Genomic DNA, 21,783 nt, shown 5'->3' with positions numbered 1-21,783 from the left:
CGCCCCAGCCCTGGGCTCCACTGTATCGGCAAGGGCCATCAAGCCGCGCCGATCAGCCTCCTTCTTCCGTCGGCCCGGGCGCGCAGGTGGTGCCGTTATTGCCGCACTGGGTGCATTCGAGCGTGCAGCTCGCGACCGAGCTCCAGCCGCTGCAATCGGCGGCATCGGCCTCTTCCGACTGCAGTTCGGTGTTGGCGCTGGGTGCCGCCGGCAGCACGATGTGCAGGTCGCGCGCCGTTTCGTCATGGATGTGAATGTTGGTGTTCGGCGACAGCGTCACGCCATATTCGCGCTCGATCGTGCCCTTGGGATCGCTGACCAGTTGCTGGCGGAACGCGTCGTCCTTCATTGCCTTCTGGACGAGCTCGTCGTTCAGCTGCGCGCGGTCGGAGGAATACCCCATGTCCTTCTCCATTTTTTGAGAGTGGTTACGTCTGTACGCGGTCGCGATTCACAGACCTGGGACCAGGCATTCGCGATGCGGCGGAGGATAGACCCGCCCCCTCCAAAGGCAATTGAGCCAGGGCGGGATCGGCAGGTTTTATGCAACGGAAATGGTTGTAATCGAACGGAAGTTGCACGGCGATGACATCGCCGCGCGACCCGTTGGAATAGCTTGGAAATTGGCGGCAAGAAGGGTGCTTGGCGGCGGGCGCGGGGCAGGGCATGGTCTGCCAGCCGCCGCAAGGCGGTACACATCTGCCCGCCGCCGCAAGGCGGTACACATCTGCCCGCCGCCGCAAGGCGGTACACAGGGGAACGGGTTTTGGATCTCGACGCGCTGCTCCATCATTATTTCGGCACGACCGAGATCGAGACGCTCGACGACGGTGCGATCGAGCTTGGGCTGGAAAGGCTCGGCACCGCCTTCTGGACCGAGCGCGAGCCCGGCCGCCGCTTCGCGCTCTGGGCTCTGCTGCATTCGCTCGGCGACGCGCCCGATCCGGAGACCGCCTTCAAGACGGCGCGCGAACGCGAGGCGGCGCACGCCTATGCCCGCGCCGCCTACCGGGCTGAACAATCCTGACCGAGACCATTTCGCTGGCACAGGCGCGGCGGATCGCGCTCGCCGCGCAGGGCTTCGGCCCCGCGCATCCCGCGCGCGCCGATCAGGGCAGCCTGCGCCGCACGCTCGACCGGCTGGCACTTCACCAGATCGACAGCGTCAACGTGCTGGTCCGCGCGCATTATCTTCCCGCCTTCTCGCGCCTCGGAAATTACGACCGGGCCCTGCTCGACACCGCCGCCTGGGGCCGCAAGTCGGAACGGCGGCTGTTCGAATATTGGGCGCATGAGGCGTCGCTGCTGCCGCTCTCGCTTCACCCCTTGCTGCGCTGGCGCATGGCCCGGGCGGAATCGGGCGCGGCGGGCTGGAAGAGCATGCGCGCCTTTGCCGGAGAGCGCCGGCCCGAGGCCGAGGCGATCCTCGCGCGCATCCGCGCCGAAGGGCCGCTCGCCGCGTCGGATTTCGAGGAGGGCAAGAGCAGCACCGGCTGGTGGGCCTGGGGCGCGACCAAACACGCGCTCGAATGGCTGTTCTGGGCGGGCCACATCACCACCGCGACCCGGCGGCGCAGCTTCGAGCGAGTCTACGACCTCACCGAACGCGTCATCCCGCCGCGCATCCTCGCGCTGCCGACTCCGCCCGAGGCCGAGGCGCACCGCGCCCTGATCGAATTCGCCGCTCGCGCGCACGGCATCGCCACCACCACCGATCTGCGCGACTATTTCCGCCAGAAACCGGAAGACGCGAGCCGGGCCGTCGCCGAACTGGCCGAGGCGGGCGTGCTGATCCCGGTCGCGGTCAAGGGCTGGGCGCACAAGGCCTGGTTCCACCGCGACGCGAAGCGCCCGCGCCGGGTGGAGGCGGCGGCCCTGCTCGCGCCGTTCGATCCTCTGGTATGGGAACGCGACCGGACCGAGCGCCTGTTCGGCTTCCGCTATCGCATCGAAATCTACACGCCGGCCGAGAAGCGCATCCACGGCTATTATGTCCTGCCCTTTCTGCTCGACGGCCGCCTCGTGGCACGCGTCGATCTCAAGGCCGATCGCCAGACCTCGCGCCTGCTGGCCCACCGCGTCACGCTCGAGCCCGGCGCGCCGCCGGAGACGATGGAGCGCCTGACCGCCGAGCTGCGCCGCATGGCCGACTGGCTGGCGCTCGATGATGTGGTGGTGGGTCCGATCGTGTGACGCCCCCCTTTGCCAGGAGTGCACGTGACGATGAACGATCCCGCGCCCACGCCGTTATCCACGATCACCCCGATACCGGCCACCGCTTCACCAAGGACCGTGCATGAAGCCTGAAGGCAACGAACCCGGCCTGATCAGGCAACTCGGCCCCGGCCTGATCACCGGGGCGGCCGACGATGATCCCAGCGGCATCGCGACCTATTCCCAGGCCGGCGCGCAATTCGGCTTCGGCCTGCTCTGGACCCTGGTGCTCACCTATCCGCTGATGACCGCGGTGCAGCTCATCAGCGCCCGGATCGGCCGGGTCACCGATGCGGGCCTCGCCCGCAACATGAAGAAGGTCCTGCCGCGCTGGGCCGTGACCGGGCTGGTGCTGCTGCTGTTCGTCGCCAATACGATCAACATCGGCGCCGATCTCGCCGCGATGGGCGAGGCCGCCCAGCTCGTCGTCGGCGCGGGCGATCATATCTTCACCGCGGTCTTCGCGGTCGTGTCGCTGCTGCTCCAGGTCTTCGTGCCCTATCACCGCTACGCCTCGATCCTGAAATGGCTGACCCTGGTGTTGCTCGCCTATGTCGCCCTGGTCTTCATGGTGCGGGTCGACTGGGCGGCGGTCGGCTGGGGCCTGGTCTGGCCGAGCATCGCCGGCGTCAGCGCGATCACCACCGTGGTCGCGATCTTCGGCACCACGATCAGCCCCTATCTCTTCTTCTGGCAAAGCTCGCAGGAGGTCGAGGAGGTCGACCGCGACGACGCCAAACACCCGCTCAACCAGGCGCCGGAAGAGGCGCAGCGCGAATTCCGCCGGATCAATTTCGACACGTTCAGCGGCATGGCGGTGTCGAACATCGTCGCGCTGGCGATCATGATCGGCACCGCCGCGACTCTCCACGCCTCGGGCAAGACCGATATCGCCACCGCCGCCGACGCGGCGAGCGCGCTGAAGCCGGTCGCGGGGCAATTCGCCTTCCTGCTGTTCAGCCTGGGCATCATCGGCACCGGCATGCTCGCGATTCCGGTGCTGGCCGGCTCGACCGCCTATGCCATCGGCGAGGCGCGGGGCTGGAAGACCGGCCTCGAAAGCAAGCCGCTCGAGGCAAAGGGCTTCTATGCCGTGATCGCGGTCTCGACCCTGCTCGGCATCGGCATCGACTGGTCGCCGATCGACCCGATCAAGGCGCTGTTCTGGAGCGCGGTGATCAACGGTGTGGTCGCCGTGCCGATCATGGCGGTGATGATGATCGTCGTCTCGCGTACATCGACCATGGGCGCTTATACCGCGTCGCTGCGCCTGCGCTTCTTCGGCTGGGCCGCGACGGGAGTGATGGCCGCCGCCGCGGCGGCGATGGTCGTGATGTAAGACCTACCCCTCGAACAGGTCGCGATGCTGGCGTGGCTGGGATCGGAGATACTGGTTCGGCGCTCTCACCCGCCCGCCGAGATGGGCCGCGGCGTGCCACGGCCAGCGTGGATCGTAGAGGATGCCGCGGGCCAGCGCGACGAAGTCGGCATCGCCGGTGCCGATGATCGCCTCGGCCTGCTCATACTCGGTGATCATGCCCACCGCGACCACCGGCAGGCCGGTCGCCTGCTTGATCGCGCGGGCCAGCGGCACCTGATAGCTCGGGCCGACCGGGATATCCTGCCGTGGGTCGAGCCCGCCGCTCGACACATGCACGGCGCTGCAGCCGCGCGCCTCGAGCGCCTGGGCGAAGGCAATGCTCTGCTCGACGTCCCAGCCGCCATCGACCCAGTCGGTGCCGGACAGCCGCATCGTGACCGGCTTGTCGGCGGGGAAGGCTGCTCGAGCCGCATCGAATATTTCGAGCGGGAAGCGCATCCGGTTTTCCAGGCTGCCGCCATAATCGTCCTCACGCCGGTTCGACAGCGGGGAGAGGAACTGGTGGAGCAGATAGCCATGCGCGCCGTGCAACTGCACCGCATCCAGCCCAAGCCGCGCCGCCCGCCGTGCCGAGGCGGCGAAAGCATCGCGCACCCGGTCCAGCCCGACCTTGTCGAGCGCGAGCGGCGCATTGTCCTTATGGTGAAAGCTGATCGGCGAGGGCGCCACCGTCTGCCAGCCATGCCCATGGTCTGGTGCGATCTGCGCGCCGCCTTTCCATGGCAGATCGGTCGATGCCTTGCGGCCGGCATGTGCGAGCTGGATCGCGATCGGCATGTCTGACCAGCGCCGCACGCTCTCGATCGTCCGCGCGATTGCCGCCTCGGTCGCGTCGTCGTATAGCCCGACATCGGCGTAGGAGATGCGGCCCTCGGGCAGCACCGCGGTCGCTTCGATCGTCAACAGCGCGGCGCCCGACAAAGCGAGGTTGCCGAGATGGATCTGGTGCCAGTCGGTCATGCATCCGTCGACGGCCGAATATTGGCACATCGGCGCGATCACGATCCGGTTGGACAGAGTCAGCGCGCCGATCGAGCTGGGTTCGAACAGCCTGGGTCCCGCCATCTTCCTGTCTCCGCCATCGTATCCGGCGCAACGTGCCGCCGCGCCGTGCAGATCGGGATGGCGCACCGGACAATCAACCGCACCCCCTATCTAAGGGTGAGTTGGCAAAGCGGCGCCCCTCCACTCGTCACTCCGGACTCATTCCGGGGTCCACCGTTCCGCAAACTCAAAATCCGGAGAGTCAGCGGAACAGTGGATGCCGGAACAAGTCCGGCATGACGGATGGGGGCAGCGTCACCTCACCCCACAAAAGCCCGCTCGATCACATAATGCCCCGGCGTCGCATTGGACCCTTCCCCGAACCCGCACGCCTCCAGCATCGCCGCCGTATCGCGGATCATTGCCGTACTGCCGCACAGCATCACCCGGTCATGCTCCGGATCGAACGCCTTCGCACCCGCAAGGGGCGGCCCGAACAGCTGCCCGTTCGCCACCAGTGCATCGATCCGCCCGCAGGTGCGGAACGGCTCGCGCGTCACGGTCGGCACATAATGGAATTGCAGCAGTGCCTGGTCGCTTACCAGAGGGTCGCCGGCGAGCTGCGCGGTCAGCTCGTCATGATAGGCCAGGTCGCTCACGCGCCGCACCGAATGGACGATCACCACCTGCCCGAACCGGTCATAGACATCCGGGTCGCGCGCTACGCTCAGGAACGGCGCGAGGCCGGTGCCGGTCGACAGCAGGAACAGCCTTTTCCCGCCGAGCAAGGCGTCGAGCACCAGCGTGCCGGTGGGTTTCTTCCCCAGATACAATTGGTCGTCCGGCCGGATCGTCTGCAGCCGCGAGGTGAGCGGGCCGTCGGGCACCTTGATCGACAGGAATTCCAGCTCGTCGGACCAGGCCGGGCTGGCGATCGAATAGGCGCGCATCAGCGGGCGGCCCGCCGTATCGCCCTCGCCGGGCAGCCCGATCATCACGAACTCGCCCGATCGGAAACGAAAGCTCGCCGGCCGCTCGACCGCGAAGCTGAACAGATGCTCGTTCCAGTGCCGCACCCAGCGCACCGGCACGGTCTGGAAGGCGGCATGGTCGGCAATGGTGCGGGGCGCGCGCATGGGCATGTTCATGAGCGCTCGGCCCCCGTGCCCGTGGTCGTGCCGCTGGCCATGGCGGTCGCGACGAAATCGGCCGACTGGGCCAGCCGCGCCACCGCATCTTCGGCGACCAGTCCGGCCGCCACCCGCTTGAGCCGCGCGATCGGCCCTTCCCGCGCGACCTCGAACAGAGCAAGCATCCGCGCCTCGTCGTCGGTCACCCTGGCCGCCCCGGCGGCGCCGAAGCGGATCTGGCCGAACCCGTCCTGGTCGAGCGTCGCCATCATCATGTTGAAATCGGGCAGCGCCTCGGCGACGCCGCGCCGCGCAAAGCCGGCATGGAGCGCATGGCAGCAGCACCGCCCGGCGCGCGCCGCAGCGACCCATGTCCGCATCGCGGTGAGCAGGAACTGCTCGGGCTCGTCGAGCCGGCGGATCGCGCGGTCGAGATAGCGGTACATGACGACTCCTTATTGCGAGTGCGTCGCATTATTATGGAGAGTCGCGGGCGTCAATGCCCGATCGCCGCTGGCCGCGTCGATCGCCCGCTATCGTCGGGCAAGGGGAACGCAACGCGCCATCGCACCCCCGCCGGCCCATGACGTCACTGGCGACCGCCGCCGCCTTTTGATACCCTTCCGTAACGGTTTCGACATGGTGACGTTGGCGGGCGGCTGCGCGGGAACCGCCCGCGCCCGACAGGGTTGGCATGGCCGAGGAGATGTGGATGCCGGACAGTGCCGAAACCTTGCTGGTCGCCTGCCCGCATGACGGCTCGCTCAACCGCGTGCCCCGCGGCCGGCTCGACCAGCACCCGTCCTGCGGTACATGCCACCGGCCGCTCTTCACCGGCAAGCCGGTCGACCTCACCGCCACGACCTTCGACCGGCATGTGCGGCAGGGCGACCTGCCTGTCGTCATCGATTTCTGGGCTGCCTGGTGCGGCCCCTGCCGCATGATGAGCCCTGCCTTCGAAGCGGCGGCTGCGCTGCTCGAACCGAAGGTGCGGCTCGCCAAGCTCGATACCGAGGCCGAGCCCGCCATCGCCGCGCGCTACGCCATCCAGGGCATCCCCAGCATGATCCTGATCCGCAAGGGACGCGAGATCGCCCGAACCTCGGGCGTGATGCCGACCCGGCAGATCGTCGCCTGGATCGAACAGGCGCTGGCGGGCACCTAGGCCGCGTGCGGCGCCAGCGCCTCGAGGATTCGGCAGTCGGAAATGGCCCCGCCCCGGCAGGACGAGATCAGCGCTCCGAGCTCCCGCCGCAGCGCGGTCAGGTCGGCCAGCTTGCGGTCGATCTCGGCGAGATGCTCGGTCGCCATCGCATCGACCGATCCGCAATCGCGCTGCGCCTGGCTGGCCAGGTCGAGCAGGTCGCGCACCTGGTCGATCGAAAAGCCCAGGTCGCGCGCCCGGCGGATGAAGCTCAGCCGAGACAGCGCCTCGGTCCCGTACGCGCGGTAATTGCCCTCGGTCCGGCCCGGCGCCGCGAGCAGCCCGATCCGCTCATAATAGCGCACCGTTTCCACCTTGGTGCCGGTGGCCTTCGCCAGATGCCCGATCGTGAATGCCGCCGCCATGGCTTGACCCTGTAGTTGCTACAGGGTGCATATGCCTGTCCGACTCCGAACCTGTCGAGGGAATGCCGATGGCCTGCACCAGCTGCGCGAGCGAGACCAAGCCGACCAACGACCCGCGCTGGCGCCGCATCCTGTGGATCGCGCTTGCGGTCAATGTCGCGATGTTCGCCGGAGAGATGGGCGCGGGCGTCGCCGGCGGGTCCCGCGCGCTGCAGGCCGACGCGCTCGATTTCCTGGGCGATGCCGCCAATTACGCGATCAGCCTCGGCGTTGCCGGCATGGCACTCGCCTGGCGCGCCCGCGCGGCATTGCTCAAGGGCGGCACGATCTTCGCCTTCGGCCTGGCCGTGCTCGCCGCCACCTTCTGGGCCGCGGTGCAGGGCACCACGCCCAGGGCCGAGGTGATGGGCGTGGTCGGCTTCATCGCCCTCATCGCCAATGCCGTGGTCGCGGCGCTGCTGTTCCGTTACCGCACCGGCGACGCGAACATGCGCTCGGTGTGGATCTGCTCGCGCAACGACGCGATCGGCAATCTCGCCGTGATGGTTGCGGCGCTCGGCGTGTTCGGCACCGGCACCGCCTGGCCCGACCTGATCGTCGCGGGCATCATGGCGGGGCTCGGCCTGTGGGGCGGCGCCCAGATCATCGGCCAGGCCCGCGCCGAACTCCGCGGCGGGCCGGCCGTCACCGGGCCGGCCACGGTGCCTTGACGCGCCCTCTCGCCCGGGCGAGGTTCCGGGAAAAGGGGAGAGACACGATGTTCAGTCACATGATGGTCGGCAGCAACGATATCGCCCGATCGAAAATCTTCTACGACGCGATCTTCGGCGCGATCGACGGCAAGCCCGCCATCGAGGACGATCATGGCCGCCTGATCTATCTGCACAAGGGCGGCATCTTCATGGTGACCCGGCCGATCGACGGCGCCGATGCCTGTCACGCCAATGGCGGCACCATCGGCTTCGCGATGAGCAGCCCGGAACAGGCCGACGCCTGGCACCAGGCCGGCGTCGCGCATGGCGGCACCCCGATCGAAAATCCGCCCGGCATCCGTGAGGGCGGCTTCGGCAAGCTCTACCTCGCCTATCTGCGCGATCCCGACGGCAACAAATTGTGCGGGCTTCACCGGGTTCCTGCCTGACCTCGGACGCGGCGGCGTGTATCGCGCGGTCGACTCGCCATTCATGCCAATTGCCCTTCATGAAAGTCGACTGCGCCATGCCGTTTGACGTCACGCCCGCCACGCTGGCCATTACCGGCACCGCCGATCGTTTCCCGGTCCGGCGCATCTTCTGCGTCGGCCAGAATTATGCGGATCATGCACGCGAAATGGGTTCCGATCCCGACCGGCAGAAACCCTTTTTCTTCACCAAACCAGCCGACGCCGTGGTCGATGGCGGCAGCCCGTTGCCTTTCCCCAGCCGCACCGCCGATCTCCATCACGAAGTCGAGCTGGTCGTGGCGCTGTCCGGCGGCGGCACCGACATCCGGGTGACGGATGCAGCCGGGCTGATCTTTGGTTACGCGGTCGGGCTCGATCTCACCCGGCGCGACCTTCAGGCCGAGGCGAAAAAGGCCGGCCGCCCCTGGGACATGGCCAAGGGCTTCGACCGCTCGGCACCGATCGGCCCGCTGACTCCGGGCGCTCCGCCGATCAGCGGCCCCATCACGCTCGCGATCAACGGCGCTGTGCGCCAGTCGGGCGATCTCGACCAGATGATCTGGAGCACGCACGAGATCATCGCCGAGCTCTCGACCTATGTCGAACTCAAGCCCGGCGACCTGATCTTCACCGGCACCCCCGCCGGCGTCGGCCCGATCTCCCGTGGTGACCGCCTCGAGGCGAGGGTCGAGGGCGCCGAGCCGCTACGGATCGCGTTCGCCAGCTAGCGTATTTTGAGTTGGGTCGATCCACCAACCCGTTCGCCCTGAGCTTGTCGAAGGGCTGTTCTTTCTTCCGTGGAAGAGAAGACCGGGGCTTCGACAACCCCGGATCAAGTCCGGGGCCGAGCGAGGAGAGGTGATTCCAGCCAACCAAGCCTTGCTCTAATCGTCGGCTAGGGCGCGTTCGCGTCCACCCCTCAAGCCGTCGTCATCACCCCACTGTAAACCGGATCCTCCAGCGCCCGCCCGGCGCCCATCGCCACGCAGATCAGCGCATTGTCGGCAACGATCACCGGCAGGCCGGTGGCCTTGGCCAGCGCCTCGTCGATCCCCGACAGCAGCGATCCGCCCCCGGTCATCACGATGCCCTGGTCGTAGAGATCGGCGGCCAGCTCCGGCTCGGTCCGCTCCAGCGCGCCGAGCACCGTCTCGACCACCTGGCCGACCAGGTCGGCGAGCGATCCGGCGATCTCCGCCTGGGTGACCTCGACTTCCTTGGGCACGCCGGCGACCAGGTCGCGCCCCTTCACGCGCATGATCAGGCCGTCCGACGCAGCGTCCTCGCTCGCCATGCCGATCTCGATCTTCACCCGCTCGGCGGTGGATTCGCCGATCATCAGATTGTGCTTGCGCCGGATATAGGAGGCGATCGCATCGTCCATCCGGTCGCCGCCGACCCGCGCCGAGGTGCTGTAGGCGAGTCCGCGCAGCGACAGCACCGCCACCTCGGTCGTGCCGCCGCCGATATCGACCACCATCGCCCCGATCGGCTCGGTGACGGGCAGGCCGGCGCCGATCGCCGCGGCCATCGGCTCCTCGATCAGGTGCACCTTCCGCGCGCCGGCATTCTCCGCCGCCTGGCGGATCGCGCGGCGCTCGACCGGGGTCGCGCCCGAGGGGATGCAGATCGCCACCTCGGGGTGGCGCGGCAGCCGGCTCTTCCCGCCATGCACCTTGTCGATGAAATGCTTGATCATCTGCTCGGCCACGTCGATGTCGGCGATCACCCCGTCGCGCATCGGCCGGATCGTACGGAGCGTGTCGGGCGTCTTGCCCATCATCAGCTTCGCCTCGGCCCCCACCGCGCGCACGCGCTGGACGCCGTTCAGCGTCTCGATGGCGACGACCGATGGCTCGTTGAGCACGATGCCCCGGTCGCGCAGATAGACGACGGTATTGGCGGTCCCGAGATCGATCGCCATGTCATTGGACGATCGGCTGAACAGGCTAGGAAATCGCATTTAAAATCAATCACTCGAAAGATGGCCGCGGATACACCGGCTCATCTGGATTTGCGCATAGGTGCTGAAGGCGGGGGCGTGGGCGCGTCGGCGGAGAGCGTCAAGGGTCCGCAGCGGACCGGTGCGCCCGACCGGCCTGTGCGGGCGACGAGGGGGAGGCGGATTGGGGCCGGATGCCCTGTCGGTGGAAGCTCATGTCCGCCTGACCTTCGAACGAAAACAGGCCACCGCCCGGCATCCCGAGCGGCGGCCTGAGCTGCCGACGTCACCGCCCCGGTTCAGCCCGTCGGCGGAACCAGGGTGATGGTGATGTGGTTATCTGGATAGTCGTGCCACGCGGCCGTGTAGGAGAGGGTGGACGTCTGGTTCAGCAACAGCTGCCCATTGGCCAGATCCTGCTGCTGGTTAGGGGCATAGGGATCCTGATAATGCATCCGCGCCCCGATAAAGGGGATGCCGTTGGCATCGCGGTCGAAGGTATAGAGCAGGCTCAGGATCTGATCGCCGTCGTCGTTGCCTTCGGCCCGAGCGTGAACGAACCCGCCCAGATTCTGTTCGCCGCCGCCCGGCTGTTGCAGCTTGGTGAAGGTGCGGCTCGCTTTGTTGAACGCCCAGTCGAGCGCATAGCTGACCTGGATCTCCCCATAGCCGTTGCCGATCCGGTCGATTTGCGGCTTGAGGGCCGAGGCGACGACATAGTCTCCGTGGCCGTTGCGGGCGAAGTCGCGGACACCCTGCAGCGTCAGCCCGGCGATCGTGTCGCGTGCTTCATCGGCCTGGCGTCCGATCCCGACCAGCGTCGGGCCATAGGCCGGGATGATCGCCGGCGAATTCTGCAGGCTGGCGGCGGTGCCGGCGACATAGGAGAGCGCGGAATAGTCGGCGGAGAGCCCGACCAGCGCATGTTCTACGGTGGTGAGGCTGATCGTGCCGACATCGCCGCCCAGCGCATTGGCGATATCGGCGAATTCGTTCCAGCTCACGCAGATCAGCCCGACCGGCGCGCCGTTGATGCCAGGCAAGGGGCCGTTGGCGCTCGGCGTAAAGGCTCTGACCGCGTTCTGCATCCCCGCAATGTCGAGACCGCTGAACGAGATCGGTGTGGAGCCGACCACATTGGTGTCCTGCGAGGAGGTGTAATGGATGTTGCTGCTCTGCAGCTGCTGCTCGAAACTGGCCGAGACCGATCCGTTCACCCCGAACCCGGAGACCGATCCGCTGATCGATGCCTTGAGCTGTTCCTTGTCGCTGACCGATCGAGTCTCGATCCGCGAATAGCCCGAAAAGGAACCGCCATAGGCGATACCGACGATGCAATGCGTGCCGTATTCGGCCAGGAAGGCGTCGACGCCGTGGTTCCTGAGCGTGTCCAGCGCGGCGGGTGCGATCGTCGCCTTCGCCCAGTCGGCGATGCGGTCCTGCGTACGCGCGATGCGGGTCCAGGTCAGGGTGACCGACGTGTCGCTGTTCGCCTGCTCGCGCAGATAGGACACCGATGCCGATGCCGACCAGCTGACGCCCGATGCGCTCAGATTGGCGACCGTGCTCATCAGCTGCGAAAAGCTCGAGCTGTCCTGCACGACCAACGTGGTCATATGATCGCCGCTGTCCGACGGCACCGAGATCGTCGGCGCCGGAAGATTCTGCACGCAGCTGACGGCCAGACGTTCGCCGGTCAGCTGATTGACGCCGTGGCCGAAAAGGACGCCGTCCGGCGCATCGATCGGTGCAACCATAATCATCGTCATGACACGCTCTCCCCATCGGAAATGTTGAGCGCGTCTCGTACCGCAAGCGACCTGGGGCGTATGTCGCTACAAATAGCGACGGAAGCGAAATGACGTTACGGAAAAGGGTTGGAATCGGGCGCCGCGCCTATTGGACCGACTCACCGGACGAGCGATCGATCGTTGATGGTTGATCGCTGGCCGGCATGTCGATGTCCGCAGGATCGCAAACCGCGGATGGCTGGCGGATCGGCAGGAAGAGGGTGAACCGCGTGCCCGCGGCGCTGGACCGGACGTCCACGTGTCCGCCGATCGCCGCGGCACGGTGCGCCTGATTGTGCAGGCCGCGACCATGGCTCATCACCGCAGGGTCGAAGCCCCTGCCGTTATCCGCGACGTCGATCACCACCTCGCCGTCCGCAACCCGCGTTGCGACCCTTATCTCGCTCGCGCCCGCATGCTTGACGACGTTGGTGAAGGCTTCCTGCAGGATACGCAGGATGTGAAGGGCATGGCGTTGGTCGAGCCAGGTGAGCGGCGGCGCCTCGGTGACCTCCCAGCGCAAGTGGATATTGGTCGTCTCGAGCCGGGGCTGGAGGCGGAAGCGCAGCGTACCGAGCAGCAGCAACAGGTCGGTTTCCACCGGCTCCATCGAATCGATGGTGAGCTTGACGTCGTCGATACAGCTCTTCAGCAGGTCGGCGATGGCGGCGTCGTCGATCTCGCCATGTTCAACCACCCTGAGCGCGGTGATCAACGACGAGCCCAGCCCGTCATGCATGTCCTGCATCAGGCGCTGGCGTTCCTGATGGATGAGCTCGCGTCGTTCGATCTCGCGCCGTCTCTGGTGGCTCGCGAGCAGTTCGGCCTCGCGCTCGGCGAGCCGCTCGGCGAGGACGATATTGGCGCGCTCCACCTCGCTTACCGCTCTGGTGTAGCGGCCGAGGATGATGTGGCAAAACGCGATGGTGGTCGCGATCTGCGCATAGACGGACAGGAACAGGTTCTCGATATTGACGAAATTGTTCTGGAGCAGCCAGTCATACCCGCCGAGCAGCGCGGCGAGCACGCCCCAGGCGGCGAGCGCGCACCCCTCGAGCGATCGGGCGCGCCAGCTCCAGTACAGCCCGTGCAGGCACACCACATTGCCGATCACGAACATCACCGGATACATCAGCGGGGCGATGAGGGTCGCGTCCGCCGACCTTCCCAGCAGCGGCAGCGGCAATGTCGCCATCGCGAAAAAGGCCGTGATCGCGGCCACCGTCCAGGTCAGCAACGGCTCGCGGTGAAGGTGGACCCTGATCAGGAACAGATGGAGGTTCGCGATGATCCACATGATCGAATTGACGGTCAGCCAGCCGAACCAGGCGTCGGAAATCGGCAGCCGGTCCAGCCCCATATATTGGTGCATGGTCCGTACGAAGGTGGCGACGGTCGCGGTGAAGAAGAGCAGGTAGAGCGTCTCCCGCCGCCGCCCGAACCAGACGAAGAGCGCGAAGAACCCGCTGCCGAGCAGGATCCAGCTGCCGATATAGGGCAACTGGGTCTGAAAGAAGTTGCGCACCATATAGGCGGGGCCGGTTTCGGCGTAGCTGCCGACCCAGAGGCTCGACAGCGCACCGCCGATGCCGCGGACATGGCGCAGCCGCACCAGGATATCGTGCGGCGGCGTGCCCCCTGCTGTGTCGTCGAACGCGATCCAGAGCGGCTGGTTCGAGCCGTTCCATTGCAGGTTCGCGTGCGACTGGTAGTGGAGCGCGCCGTCGACATAGATCGCGATCTCGCCATCGGTCTTCCAGCGCGGGATGTAGAGATAGGCCTCGGCTTGAGGCCGGGCGTCGGCGGGCAGGCGGACATGATACCAGGTGGTCTGGGTCGGCGTGATCGCTGCGTCGGCGGCTTGCCCGGGCAGGATCCTGGGGTGCGGCGCATAGGGCAGCTGGACGCGCTGCCAGAGTCCCGCAATCGCGCGTGGATCGACCGTGCGGGGCGGCCGCGCATAGCCGTCGCTATTCTGGACGAGGATATTCGCTTCGGTGAGGTGGATGCCGCCTGGCCGGCTGGCCGAGAAGACAAGGAGCAGGCCGACGACCACCGCCAGCACGACAAGCGCGTAGCGGTGGAAATCCCTAGAGAATTCCATGGCTGCGAGCTTCGAAAATCGCTTCGGCCTTCGATCTCACCTCGAGCTTCTGATAGATTCGCCGCACGAAGGTCATGACCGTATTGCGGGAGACCGACATGAGTTCGGCGATTTCGTCATAGCTGAAGCCCTTGGTGATGAGCTGGAGCGCCTCGCGCTCGCGCGGCGACAGGGGGACGGCGAGCGGCGCGAGTGCCTCGGGCTGCGGCTCGTGCGGCCGGAAACGCAGCAGGATCTGGCGCGCGATACGCGGGCTGATCGGGCTGCCGCCCGAATGGAGGCAGCGTATCTCCTCGGCCATCGTCCGTGCCGAGCTGTCCTTGAGCAGATAGCCCGTCGCACCCGCCTCGATCGACGGGATGACGTGCCGGTCGTCGGCAAAGGTGGTGCTGACCATGATCCCGCATGTCGGCCAGGCGATATGCGCCGCGCGGATCACATCGATCCCCGATCCGTCGGGCAGGCCCAGATCGACGACCAGGATATCGAGCGGCGCGCCCTTCAGCAATGTGGCGGCCTGGGCGACATTGTGCGCGGTGCCGGCGAGGATCATGTCGCCGGCCGCACCGACGGCGGCGGCAAAACTGTCCTGGAACGAGAGATCGTCCTCGACAAGGGCAACCCGCAAAAGGGCTGGGCCGTTGGTCGCTGTCATCGGCCCATCCGTTTCCCCCAAGGGCGAGCGCCCCCTCCAAGCCGCCCTTCAACGGCTCGCTCGATCGCATTTCTATCACAACCCGTCCTGGCGTTATGTCGCTATTTATAGCGATACTATATCGGGGACACTATACTATTTACCATCACCGCCGATCGCGCTAGAGTTCCGCCATGGCACGCCTGGCCCGCATCGTAGTTCCCGACGTCGCGCACCACGTCACGCAGCGCGGCAACCGCTCTTTGCCGGTCTTCTTCAGCGAGGCCGACTATGCGACCTATCGCGATCTGGTCGCCGCCGCCTGCGCCGAGCACGGCGTCCGGTGCCTGGCCTGGTGCCTGATGCCAAACCATGTCCACCTGATCCTGGTTCCGCCGGACCCCGACGGCCTGCGCGCCGCCCTGGCGGACGCGCATCGCCGATATTCGCGCGGCATCAACCTCGCGCATGGCTGGACCGGCTATCTCTGGCAGGGCCGCTTCGCCAGCTACCCGATGGACGACGCCCATCTGCTGACGGCGATCCGCTATATCGAACTCAACCCGGTAAAGGCCGGGCTCGCCGCCCGCGCCGAGGACTGGACATGGTCGAGCGCCGCCGCCCATGTCACCGGCAAGCCGGATGGCCTGACCGATCTCAAGGGCACCGCCGGCCTGCATCGCAACTGGCGCGCCATGCTGCGCCACGGCCTTGAGGCCGGGGATGTTTCCCGGGAGGAAGAGGCCGCGATCGAAGCCCGCATCCGCACCGGCGGCCCCCTTGGCGACGACGCCTTTGTCGACGCGCTTGAGGCGGCAAGCGGCCGTGCGCTCAAGCCGCTGAAACGCGGGCGGCCGAAACGGGAATCGGTATAGCGTCCCCGAGTTTGGGGTCCAGATTTGGAAGGCCGTGCGGGCGACGGGCGCGCGCCGCTATCGTCGGGCGGCACGCCGCAGCGCCTGCGGCGTCTGGCCGAAGCCGCGGAGAAATGCGCGGCGCATCCGGCCGGCATCGCCAAAGCCGGCGCGCTCGGCGATATGGTCGAGCGGCGCGTGGCTGGTCTCGATCGCGGTCCGTGCCGTCTCCAGACGCAGGCGTTCCACCGCCTTTGCCGGCGTGACGCCAGTCTCCACCGCAAAGGCCCGGGCGAAGTGCCGCGGGCTCATGGCGGCGCGGTCGGCGAGACGCTCGACGGTCAATGGCTCGGCGAGATGGGCGCGCGTCCACTCCATCAACGCGACGAAGCGTCCGGTCCGCCCGCCCAGTTCGACAAACGCCGAGAATTGCAGCTGCCCGCCCGGCCGCCGCTGGTGAACGACCAGTTGCTGCGCCGTCCGCCGGGCGATCTCGGGGCCGAGATCGTCCTCGATAAGGGCCAGCGCCAGATCGATGCCGGCGGAAATGCCGGCCGAGGTCCAGACATCGCCATCCCTGACGAAGATCCGCTCCGCATCCAGCCTGACCTTCGGATAGGCACGGGCCAGGCGGTCCGTACTGTCCCAATGCGTGGTGGCGGACCGGCCGTCGAGCAATCCCGCCTCGGCCAGAAAAAAGGCCCCTGAGCAGACGCTGGCGATCCTGCGCGTCCTGGTGCGCTTCAGCCAGGCGACGATCTCCGCAAACGCGGCGGGCGAACGGACGATCTCGCCACCCGACACGATCGCGGTGTCGACGGCGTCGTCGCGCAGCGGCGCAGCCGGCATGCTGAGTCCCGACGAACTTTCCACATCGCCCCCGCCCGGCGCGAGCAGCATCAGGGCATAGCTTCCGGGGCGGAACCGTTCCGCAATCTCGAAGGCGGTTACGGGTCCCGCCGCATCGAGCAACTGGAATCCGGGATGGAGGATGATGGCGATCGTTCGGCTCATGGCAGATTCTGCATGATTTATGACATTTCAGCCAAGGGTCGGCCATTCTATTTTCCGGGTCAATCCAAAGGAGACTCGCAAATGCCAAGAATGATCTTCGTCAACCTGCCGGTGAAGGATCTCGCCGCCGCGACCCGTTTCTATGCGGCCATCGGATGCGAGAAGAACGAGCAGTATAGCGACGAGAAGGCATCGAGCATGGTCTGGTCTGAGACCATCACCTTTCAACTGCTGGCGAATCCTTATTTCGCCACCTTCACGCCGAAGTCGATCGCCGACACGCGGGAGACGAGCGAGATGTTGATCGCCCTGACCTGCGACAGCCGCGCGGAGGTGGACGCCATCGCCGGGGCGGCCCCAGGGGCCGGCGGCACCGCCGATATCCGGGCGCCGATGGATCTGGGCTGGCTGTACAACCGCGCCTTCGAGGATCCGGACGGCCATGTGTTCGAGGCGGTGTGGATGAATGCCGAGGGCGCGGCTGCCGCAATGGCCGACAGCGGCGCGACGGGCTGAAGGATCTGGCGCGTGGCGATGCGGATCATCCTGTGGAGCGCACTGGGCCTGATCGCCGCTCTCCTGGCGGGCTTTGGTGCATTGATGGTGTCGCTGCCGCCGGCGCCGCCCGCAGAGGCCGCGCCGCCGCCGATCGCCCGCCAGGAGGCGGATGCGACGATCGCCGCCCTCAGACCGCCGAAACGCCGGCGCCCGCTCATCGCGATCGTCGGAATCAACGACGCCACCGAGACCACCGACTATCTCATGCCCTACGGCATTTTCCGGCGCGCCGATGTTGCGGATGTGGTGGCGCTGGCAACCGCGCCCGGGCCGGTGACGCTCTACCCCGCGCTCAAGGTGGAGCCGCAGTCGACGGTCGCGACCTTCGATGCGCGGCATCCCGATGGCGCCGACTATGTCATCGTGCCGGCGATGAGCCGCGACGACGATCCGGTTGCCCTGCGGTGGATCAGGCGCCAGGCAGGAAAGGGCGCCATCATCATCGGCGTTTGCGCCGGCGCAAAGGTCGTCGCGGCCGCCGGGTTGCTGGACGGCAGGCGCGGGACCACCCACTGGTATTTTCAACAGGAAATACGCGCGATGGTCCCCACCATGCGCTATGTGGCGGACCGGCGCTTTGTGGTCGATCGGGGTGTTGCGACGACAACGGGGATCACCGCGTCGATGCCGATGTCGCTAACCCTGATCGAGGCCATCGCCGGCCGCGACAAGGCGGAGGCGGTTGCCCGGGATCTGGGCCTGCCCCATTGGGACGCGCGTCATGACAGCGATGCGTTCCGCGTCAGCCGCCCCTTCGCGCTCACGGTGATGGGCAATTCGATCGCCTTCTGGAACCATGAGGACCTCGGCCTGGAGCTTCGGCCCGGCATGGATGAAGTATCGCTAGCCCTTGTCGCTGATGCCTGGTCGCGAACCTATCGGTCGCGCCCGGTGACGTTCGCCGGCGCGGCCGGTGCGATCGAGACGCGCAACGGCATCCGCATCGTACCGGATCGGGCCGCCGCGAACTGGCCCGCCGAGCGGCGGCTTCCGCCGATCGGAGATCGGCGCCCGGCGGAAGTGCTGGACAAAACCCTCGGTGCGATCGCTGAGCGCTATGGGATGCGGACAGCCGATATGGTCGCCGTCCAGCTCGAATATCCAGTCCACAATAATATGGGGACGCTATATTATTTGCCATCGAGGCGGATCTCGCTGATCCCGCCTCGATCCCGCTTCCGGGACGACGTGATCGGCGTTCATATACCCAGTCCACCCGGCCGATCTGCCGCAACCGCCTCCGACCGTTAACTTTCATTTTCGCAAACAATTCCCATGGATATCCCTAGCATCGCCGCACGGAGGGGAATCATGGTCAGGATCACCACGGCATTGCTGGCCATCGCGCTTGCGGCGACCGCTGGCACGGCCGTCGCGCAGGATGAGCCGCCGCCGATGCCGCCATCCGCCACCCCGGCACCGCTCGGCGCAGAGGCCATGGCGGCCGTGCGGGGGATCAACGGCTTCTCGCTCGATCTCTACAAGGCGAATATCGATCCCGCCGCCAACCTGTTCCTGTCGCCGGCCAGCGTCTCGACCGCGATCGGCATCGCCTATCGCGGCGCGCGCGGCACCACGGCCGACGAGATCCGGGCCACACTGCATTATCCGGCCGGCCCGGTCGACTATACGCCCGCCAATGGCGAGGTCCTGCGCGCGCTTCAGCTCAAGGCGGGCGACCGGGTCCTCAATATCGCCAATGCCCTGTGGGTGCAGCAGGGCACGATGTTCGGCGAGGACTATCTGGCCGATACGACCGCCGCCTATGGCGCGGCGCTCAATCGCATCGATTTCGCCGCCGACCGGGAGGCCGCGCGCCGCCGCATCAATGCCTGGGTCGAGGACAAGACCGCCAACCGCATCCGCGACCTGCTGCACCAGGACGATGTGACCGAATCCACCCGCGCCGTGCTGGTGAACACCATCTACATGAAGGCGCCCTGGACTGCGCCGTTCGACGCCGCGGCGACGCAGGACAAGCCTTTCACGCTGCTTGACGGCACCCGCACCACCGCGCGCCTGATGACTCAGCGCCGCGCCTTCCGGACGATCGAGCGCGCCGGCGTCCAGGCGATTGCCCTGCCCTGGCAAGGCGAGGAGCTGGAGATGATCCTGCTCCTGCCGAAATCGCCGGGCGCGCTGCCGAAGCTCGAAAGGACGCTGGACGCCGAACGCCTCGATGCGTGGACAACGGATCTCCGTCGTGCCCGTGCGGCCGATACCATCCTGACGATGCCGCGCTTCCGCCTCGAATGGCGATCGGATCTTGTCCCTGCGCTCGCGCGCATGGGCATGCCGGCCGCGTTCGGGGATCAGGCCGATTTCGGCGCGATGAAGTCGTTCGATCCGAACAGCCCCGATGTCGAGGACCATGGCCTGCAGATCAAGCATGTGATCCATCAGACCTTCCTCGATGTCGACGAGAACGGCGCTGAAGCTGCGGCGGCGACCGCCGTCGTCATGGACATCATGGTCACCGGCATGCGCCACGCGCCGCCCCCGCCGCCGCCGATCATCTTCCGCGCCGACCGGCCGTTCCTGTTCCTCATCCGCGACACGCGGTCCGGGGCGATCCTGTTCATGGGCAGGTTGGTCGCGCCGGTGCCGGGCAGGGGGCAGCAATGAGAAGGCGGTGATCGCGCTGACAAGGCGTTCGGATCTCGCCGATTCAAACCGGCGCCCTTCCGTGCTGAACTCTTCGGCCACCCCGGCTCGTCCTGCCTCACGGCGGGGTATCGACACTATTCGATTCCGGCCCGAAGAAAAGCGTCATGAAAAACCGATACCCCTCGCGAAATTCCGGAAATAAAACGCTAATATCGTGGCAATTCACGCGCACGCTTGGGTCGCTGGATCTATTTAATCAGGCACCGGTCCAGCAGCGCCTTTCAATATTCGCCGTTCGGCCCTCAAGAACCGCTCGATTTCGCCCCGCTTGCAAGTGCCTCTCGAAATTCGGCGAATATTCGGCGGAATCGCCCAGCCCCGTACCTTCTCCAACATCTGTTCGAGGCGATTACTGCGCCGCCGTTCCACCGCGCGGCCTGATTACTACCGCCCGCTCAGATCGCATAACCCTTGCGCTGCGGCCGGCTCAGCATCGCATTGGCCGCGTCGTCGCCGATGAAGCGCTCCGCCTTGGGATCCCATCTCAGCCGCCGCCCGGTCCGCATCGCGGTCCAGTGCAGCAGGCAGGTCGAGCACGCCCGGTGCCCCAGTTCGGCCGGCGAGATATTGGGGGCGCCGGTCCTGATCGAATCGAGCCAGTTGCGGTGCTGCTCCGGGCTTTTCGGCAGGTGGATCTCGTCCGGCCCGATCACGCTGTCGAGGATCTTCGGGTTGCTCGCCAGCAGCCCGCTCGCCCCCGCCGCGGCGGTCGCCGGATCGCTCGCCGTCACCCCGCCGCCGGTCCGCGTCACGAAGATCGACCCCTCGGTGCCGATGAACTTCACCCCATTGGGCAGGGCGCCGGAAATCTTCATCTCCACGCCATTGGCATAAAGGCCATAGGTCTCGAACGGCCCGTGCACGTTCCACAGCCCGCTCTTGGGGAACTCGGCCTTGCCCCAGATCTCCACGGGTCCGCCATGCTCGGTGTCCATGCCCCAATGCGCGATGTCGACATGGTGCGCGCCCCAGCCGGTGATCATGCCCGCGCCGAACTGCTCGCAGCGCAGCCAGCCCGGCCGGCTGAAACCGCCGTCCTGCGGGTGCACGCGGATCTCGGTATAATAGACCTCGGGCGTCGTCCCGAGCCATGCGTCGTAATTGAGGTTGGCCGGGATCGGCATCGCCGCCGCCTCGGGGCCGGAAGGATCGCCCGGCAGGCCGATCTCGACATGAGTCAGTTTGCCGATCCGCCCGTTGCGCACCAGCTCGCACGCGCGGTGGAATTGCGGCCACGGGTCCTGCGATCGCTGCTGCGATCCGATCTGCAGCACGCGGTCGGTCTTCGCCACCGCGTCCGCCATCTGGCGCCCCTCGGCGATCGTCAGCGACGCCGGCTTCTGGCAATAGACATGCTTGCCGGCCCGCACCGCATGGATCGAGTTCGGCGCATGGTGATGGTCGGGCGTCGAGATGAGGACGGCGTCCACATCCTTATTGGCCAGCAGCTCGTGATAGTCGGCATAGCCGCGCGTGCCCGAATAGGGCTTGCCCGTCTTCTCGCCATAGGTCTTGTCGACCAGCTCGATGCCCTGCTGCACGCGCCGCGTGTCGAGGTCGCACACCGCGACGATATGCGCGTCGTCGACCTTGAAGATCTCGGCCATGTCATGCGAGCGCGAGATGCGCCCCACCCCGATCGCGCCGATATTGATGCGCTTGCTCGGCGCATTCTGCCCGAACACGCTGGCCGGCACGATCGATGGAAAACCGACGGCGGCGATCGCCCCGGTCCTGATCAGGTCGCGCCGCGAGAAACCATTGGTCATGACATGTCTCC

22 protein-coding genes are annotated in these 21,783 nt (G+C 66.9%); 11 read left to right on the top strand and 11 right to left on the bottom strand.

The window, feature by feature from the left end:
- Window positions 1-52: 52 nt before the first annotated feature.
- A complete protein-coding gene (locus tag AC1RT8_RS22365) occupies window positions 53-403 on the bottom strand; it encodes an NHLP leader peptide family RiPP precursor (RefSeq protein WP_493078473.1) in 351 nt (116 codons plus the stop codon).
- A gap of 363 nt (window positions 404-766) precedes the next feature.
- Here AC1RT8_RS22365 and AC1RT8_RS22360 point away from each other — a divergent pair, with 363 nt between their 5' ends.
- The 3 genes from AC1RT8_RS22360 (at window position 767) to AC1RT8_RS22350 (ending at window position 3,553) form a co-directional block, all read left to right on the top strand.
- The gene (locus AC1RT8_RS22360) at window positions 767-1,027 is read left to right on the top strand and encodes a hypothetical protein (RefSeq protein ID WP_493078471.1); all 261 of its coding nucleotides are present in this window, start codon (window positions 767-769) and stop codon (window positions 1,025-1,027) included.
- Window positions 1,021-2,193, top strand: a complete 1,173-nt coding sequence (locus AC1RT8_RS22355) for a winged helix-turn-helix domain-containing protein (protein ID WP_493078499.1) — start codon at window positions 1,021-1,023, stop codon at window positions 2,191-2,193. The genes AC1RT8_RS22360 and AC1RT8_RS22355 overlap by 7 nt, the downstream gene beginning before the upstream one ends.
- 103 nt (window positions 2,194-2,296) lie before the next feature.
- Window positions 2,297-3,553, top strand: a complete 1,257-nt coding sequence (locus AC1RT8_RS22350; protein WP_493078469.1) for an NRAMP family divalent metal transporter — start codon at window positions 2,297-2,299, stop codon at window positions 3,551-3,553.
- 3 nt (window positions 3,554-3,556) lie between these two features.
- Here AC1RT8_RS22350 and AC1RT8_RS22345 read toward each other — a convergent pair whose 3' ends face one another.
- The 3 genes from AC1RT8_RS22345 to AC1RT8_RS22335 form a co-directional block, all read right to left on the bottom strand.
- Window positions 3,557-4,660 carry an NADH:flavin oxidoreductase/NADH oxidase gene (locus tag AC1RT8_RS22345; RefSeq protein ID WP_493078468.1) on the bottom strand — a complete coding sequence of 368 codons (1,104 nt, stop codon included), beginning with the start codon at window positions 4,658-4,660 and terminating at the stop codon, window positions 3,557-3,559.
- Window positions 4,661-4,899: 239 nt separating this feature from the next.
- Complete coding sequence (locus tag AC1RT8_RS22340) at window positions 4,900-5,715, bottom strand: ferredoxin--NADP reductase (protein ID WP_493078466.1); 816 nt, start codon at window positions 5,713-5,715, stop codon at window positions 4,900-4,902.
- 8 nt (window positions 5,716-5,723) lie between these two features.
- Entirely contained in the window at window positions 5,724-6,155 is a 432-nt protein-coding gene (locus tag AC1RT8_RS22335) for a hypothetical protein (protein ID WP_493078464.1), read from the bottom strand.
- A 266-nt stretch (window positions 6,156-6,421) separates the two neighbouring features.
- Between AC1RT8_RS22335 and trxC the strand changes: the two genes are divergently transcribed.
- The gene (trxC, locus tag AC1RT8_RS22330; protein WP_493078462.1) at window positions 6,422-6,874 is read left to right on the top strand and encodes a thioredoxin TrxC; all 453 of its coding nucleotides are present in this window, start codon (window positions 6,422-6,424) and stop codon (window positions 6,872-6,874) included.
- Here the strand turns inward: trxC and AC1RT8_RS22325 are convergent.
- Window positions 6,871-7,278, bottom strand: a complete 408-nt coding sequence (locus AC1RT8_RS22325; RefSeq protein ID WP_493078461.1) for a MerR family transcriptional regulator — start codon at window positions 7,276-7,278, stop codon at window positions 6,871-6,873. The genes trxC and AC1RT8_RS22325 overlap by 4 nt on opposite strands.
- Window positions 7,279-7,346: 68 nt before the next feature.
- Here AC1RT8_RS22325 and AC1RT8_RS22320 point away from each other — a divergent pair, with 68 nt between their 5' ends.
- The 3 genes from AC1RT8_RS22320 to AC1RT8_RS22310 are packed head-to-tail and all read left to right on the top strand — an operon-like array spanning window position 7,347 to window position 9,168.
- Window positions 7,347-7,988, top strand: coding sequence for a cation efflux transmembrane domain-containing protein (locus AC1RT8_RS22320; RefSeq protein WP_493078459.1), 642 nt, complete (start codon window positions 7,347-7,349; stop codon window positions 7,986-7,988).
- Between the two features lie 47 nt (window positions 7,989-8,035).
- Window positions 8,036-8,419 (top strand): VOC family protein, encoded by a 384-nt coding sequence (locus AC1RT8_RS22315; RefSeq protein WP_493078458.1) that lies wholly within the window; start codon window positions 8,036-8,038, stop codon window positions 8,417-8,419.
- A gap of 59 nt (window positions 8,420-8,478) precedes the next feature.
- Window positions 8,479-9,168 (top strand): fumarylacetoacetate hydrolase family protein, encoded by a 690-nt coding sequence (locus tag AC1RT8_RS22310; RefSeq protein ID WP_493078456.1) that lies wholly within the window; start codon window positions 8,479-8,481, stop codon window positions 9,166-9,168.
- Between the two features lie 191 nt (window positions 9,169-9,359).
- Here the strand turns inward: AC1RT8_RS22310 and AC1RT8_RS22305 are convergent, their stop codons facing one another.
- From AC1RT8_RS22305 to AC1RT8_RS22290, 4 genes are all read right to left on the bottom strand, one after another.
- A complete protein-coding gene (locus AC1RT8_RS22305; protein ID WP_493078455.1) occupies window positions 9,360-10,403 on the bottom strand; it encodes a rod shape-determining protein in 1,044 nt (347 codons plus the stop codon).
- 278 nt (window positions 10,404-10,681) lie between these two features.
- A complete protein-coding gene (locus AC1RT8_RS22300; RefSeq protein ID WP_493078453.1) occupies window positions 10,682-12,151 on the bottom strand; it encodes an MAC/perforin domain-containing protein in 1,470 nt (489 codons plus the stop codon).
- 127 nt (window positions 12,152-12,278) lie between these two features.
- Complete coding sequence (locus tag AC1RT8_RS22295) at window positions 12,279-14,276, bottom strand: sensor histidine kinase (RefSeq protein WP_493078451.1); 1,998 nt, start codon at window positions 14,274-14,276, stop codon at window positions 12,279-12,281.
- On the bottom strand, window positions 14,263-14,931 hold the full coding sequence (locus tag AC1RT8_RS22290) for a LuxR C-terminal-related transcriptional regulator (RefSeq protein ID WP_493078450.1): 669 nt from the start codon (window positions 14,929-14,931) through the stop codon (window positions 14,263-14,265). The genes AC1RT8_RS22295 and AC1RT8_RS22290 overlap by 14 nt, the downstream gene beginning before the upstream one ends.
- A 173-nt stretch (window positions 14,932-15,104) precedes the next feature.
- On the opposite strand from AC1RT8_RS22290, the gene AC1RT8_RS22285 reads away from it, so the two are divergent.
- Window positions 15,105-15,785 carry a transposase gene (locus AC1RT8_RS22285; RefSeq protein ID WP_493078448.1) on the top strand — a complete coding sequence of 227 codons (681 nt, stop codon included), beginning with the start codon at window positions 15,105-15,107 and terminating at the stop codon, window positions 15,783-15,785.
- Between the two features lie 57 nt (window positions 15,786-15,842).
- On the opposite strand, the gene AC1RT8_RS22280 is transcribed toward AC1RT8_RS22285, so the two are convergent.
- Window positions 15,843-16,778, bottom strand: a complete 936-nt coding sequence (locus tag AC1RT8_RS22280) for a GlxA family transcriptional regulator (protein WP_493078446.1) — start codon at window positions 16,776-16,778, stop codon at window positions 15,843-15,845.
- An 81-nt stretch (window positions 16,779-16,859) separates the two neighbouring features.
- On the opposite strand from AC1RT8_RS22280, the gene AC1RT8_RS22275 reads away from it, so the two are divergent.
- Genes AC1RT8_RS22275 through AC1RT8_RS22265 form a run of 3 tightly spaced genes read left to right on the top strand, consistent with a single transcriptional unit; the run spans window position 16,860 to window position 19,961 of the window.
- Window positions 16,860-17,294 (top strand): VOC family protein, encoded by a 435-nt coding sequence (locus AC1RT8_RS22275; protein ID WP_493078444.1) that lies wholly within the window; start codon window positions 16,860-16,862, stop codon window positions 17,292-17,294.
- An 18-nt stretch (window positions 17,295-17,312) separates the two neighbouring features.
- Window positions 17,313-18,587 carry a DJ-1/PfpI family protein gene (locus AC1RT8_RS22270; protein ID WP_493078497.1) on the top strand — a complete coding sequence of 425 codons (1,275 nt, stop codon included), beginning with the start codon at window positions 17,313-17,315 and terminating at the stop codon, window positions 18,585-18,587.
- Between the two features lie 60 nt (window positions 18,588-18,647).
- Window positions 18,648-19,961 carry a serpin family protein gene (locus tag AC1RT8_RS22265; protein ID WP_493078443.1) on the top strand — a complete coding sequence of 438 codons (1,314 nt, stop codon included), beginning with the start codon at window positions 18,648-18,650 and terminating at the stop codon, window positions 19,959-19,961.
- Between the two features lie 437 nt (window positions 19,962-20,398).
- On the opposite strand, the gene AC1RT8_RS22260 is transcribed toward AC1RT8_RS22265, so the two are convergent.
- Entirely contained in the window at window positions 20,399-21,772 is a 1,374-nt protein-coding gene (locus AC1RT8_RS22260) for a Gfo/Idh/MocA family protein (protein WP_493078442.1), read from the bottom strand.
- Window positions 21,773-21,783: the final 11 nt, after the last annotated feature.

It is taken from the genome of Sphingomonas sp. GW821-FHT10F11 (genome assembly GCF_058809095.1).
This window is presented reverse-complemented; position numbering and strand designations above follow the sequence as displayed.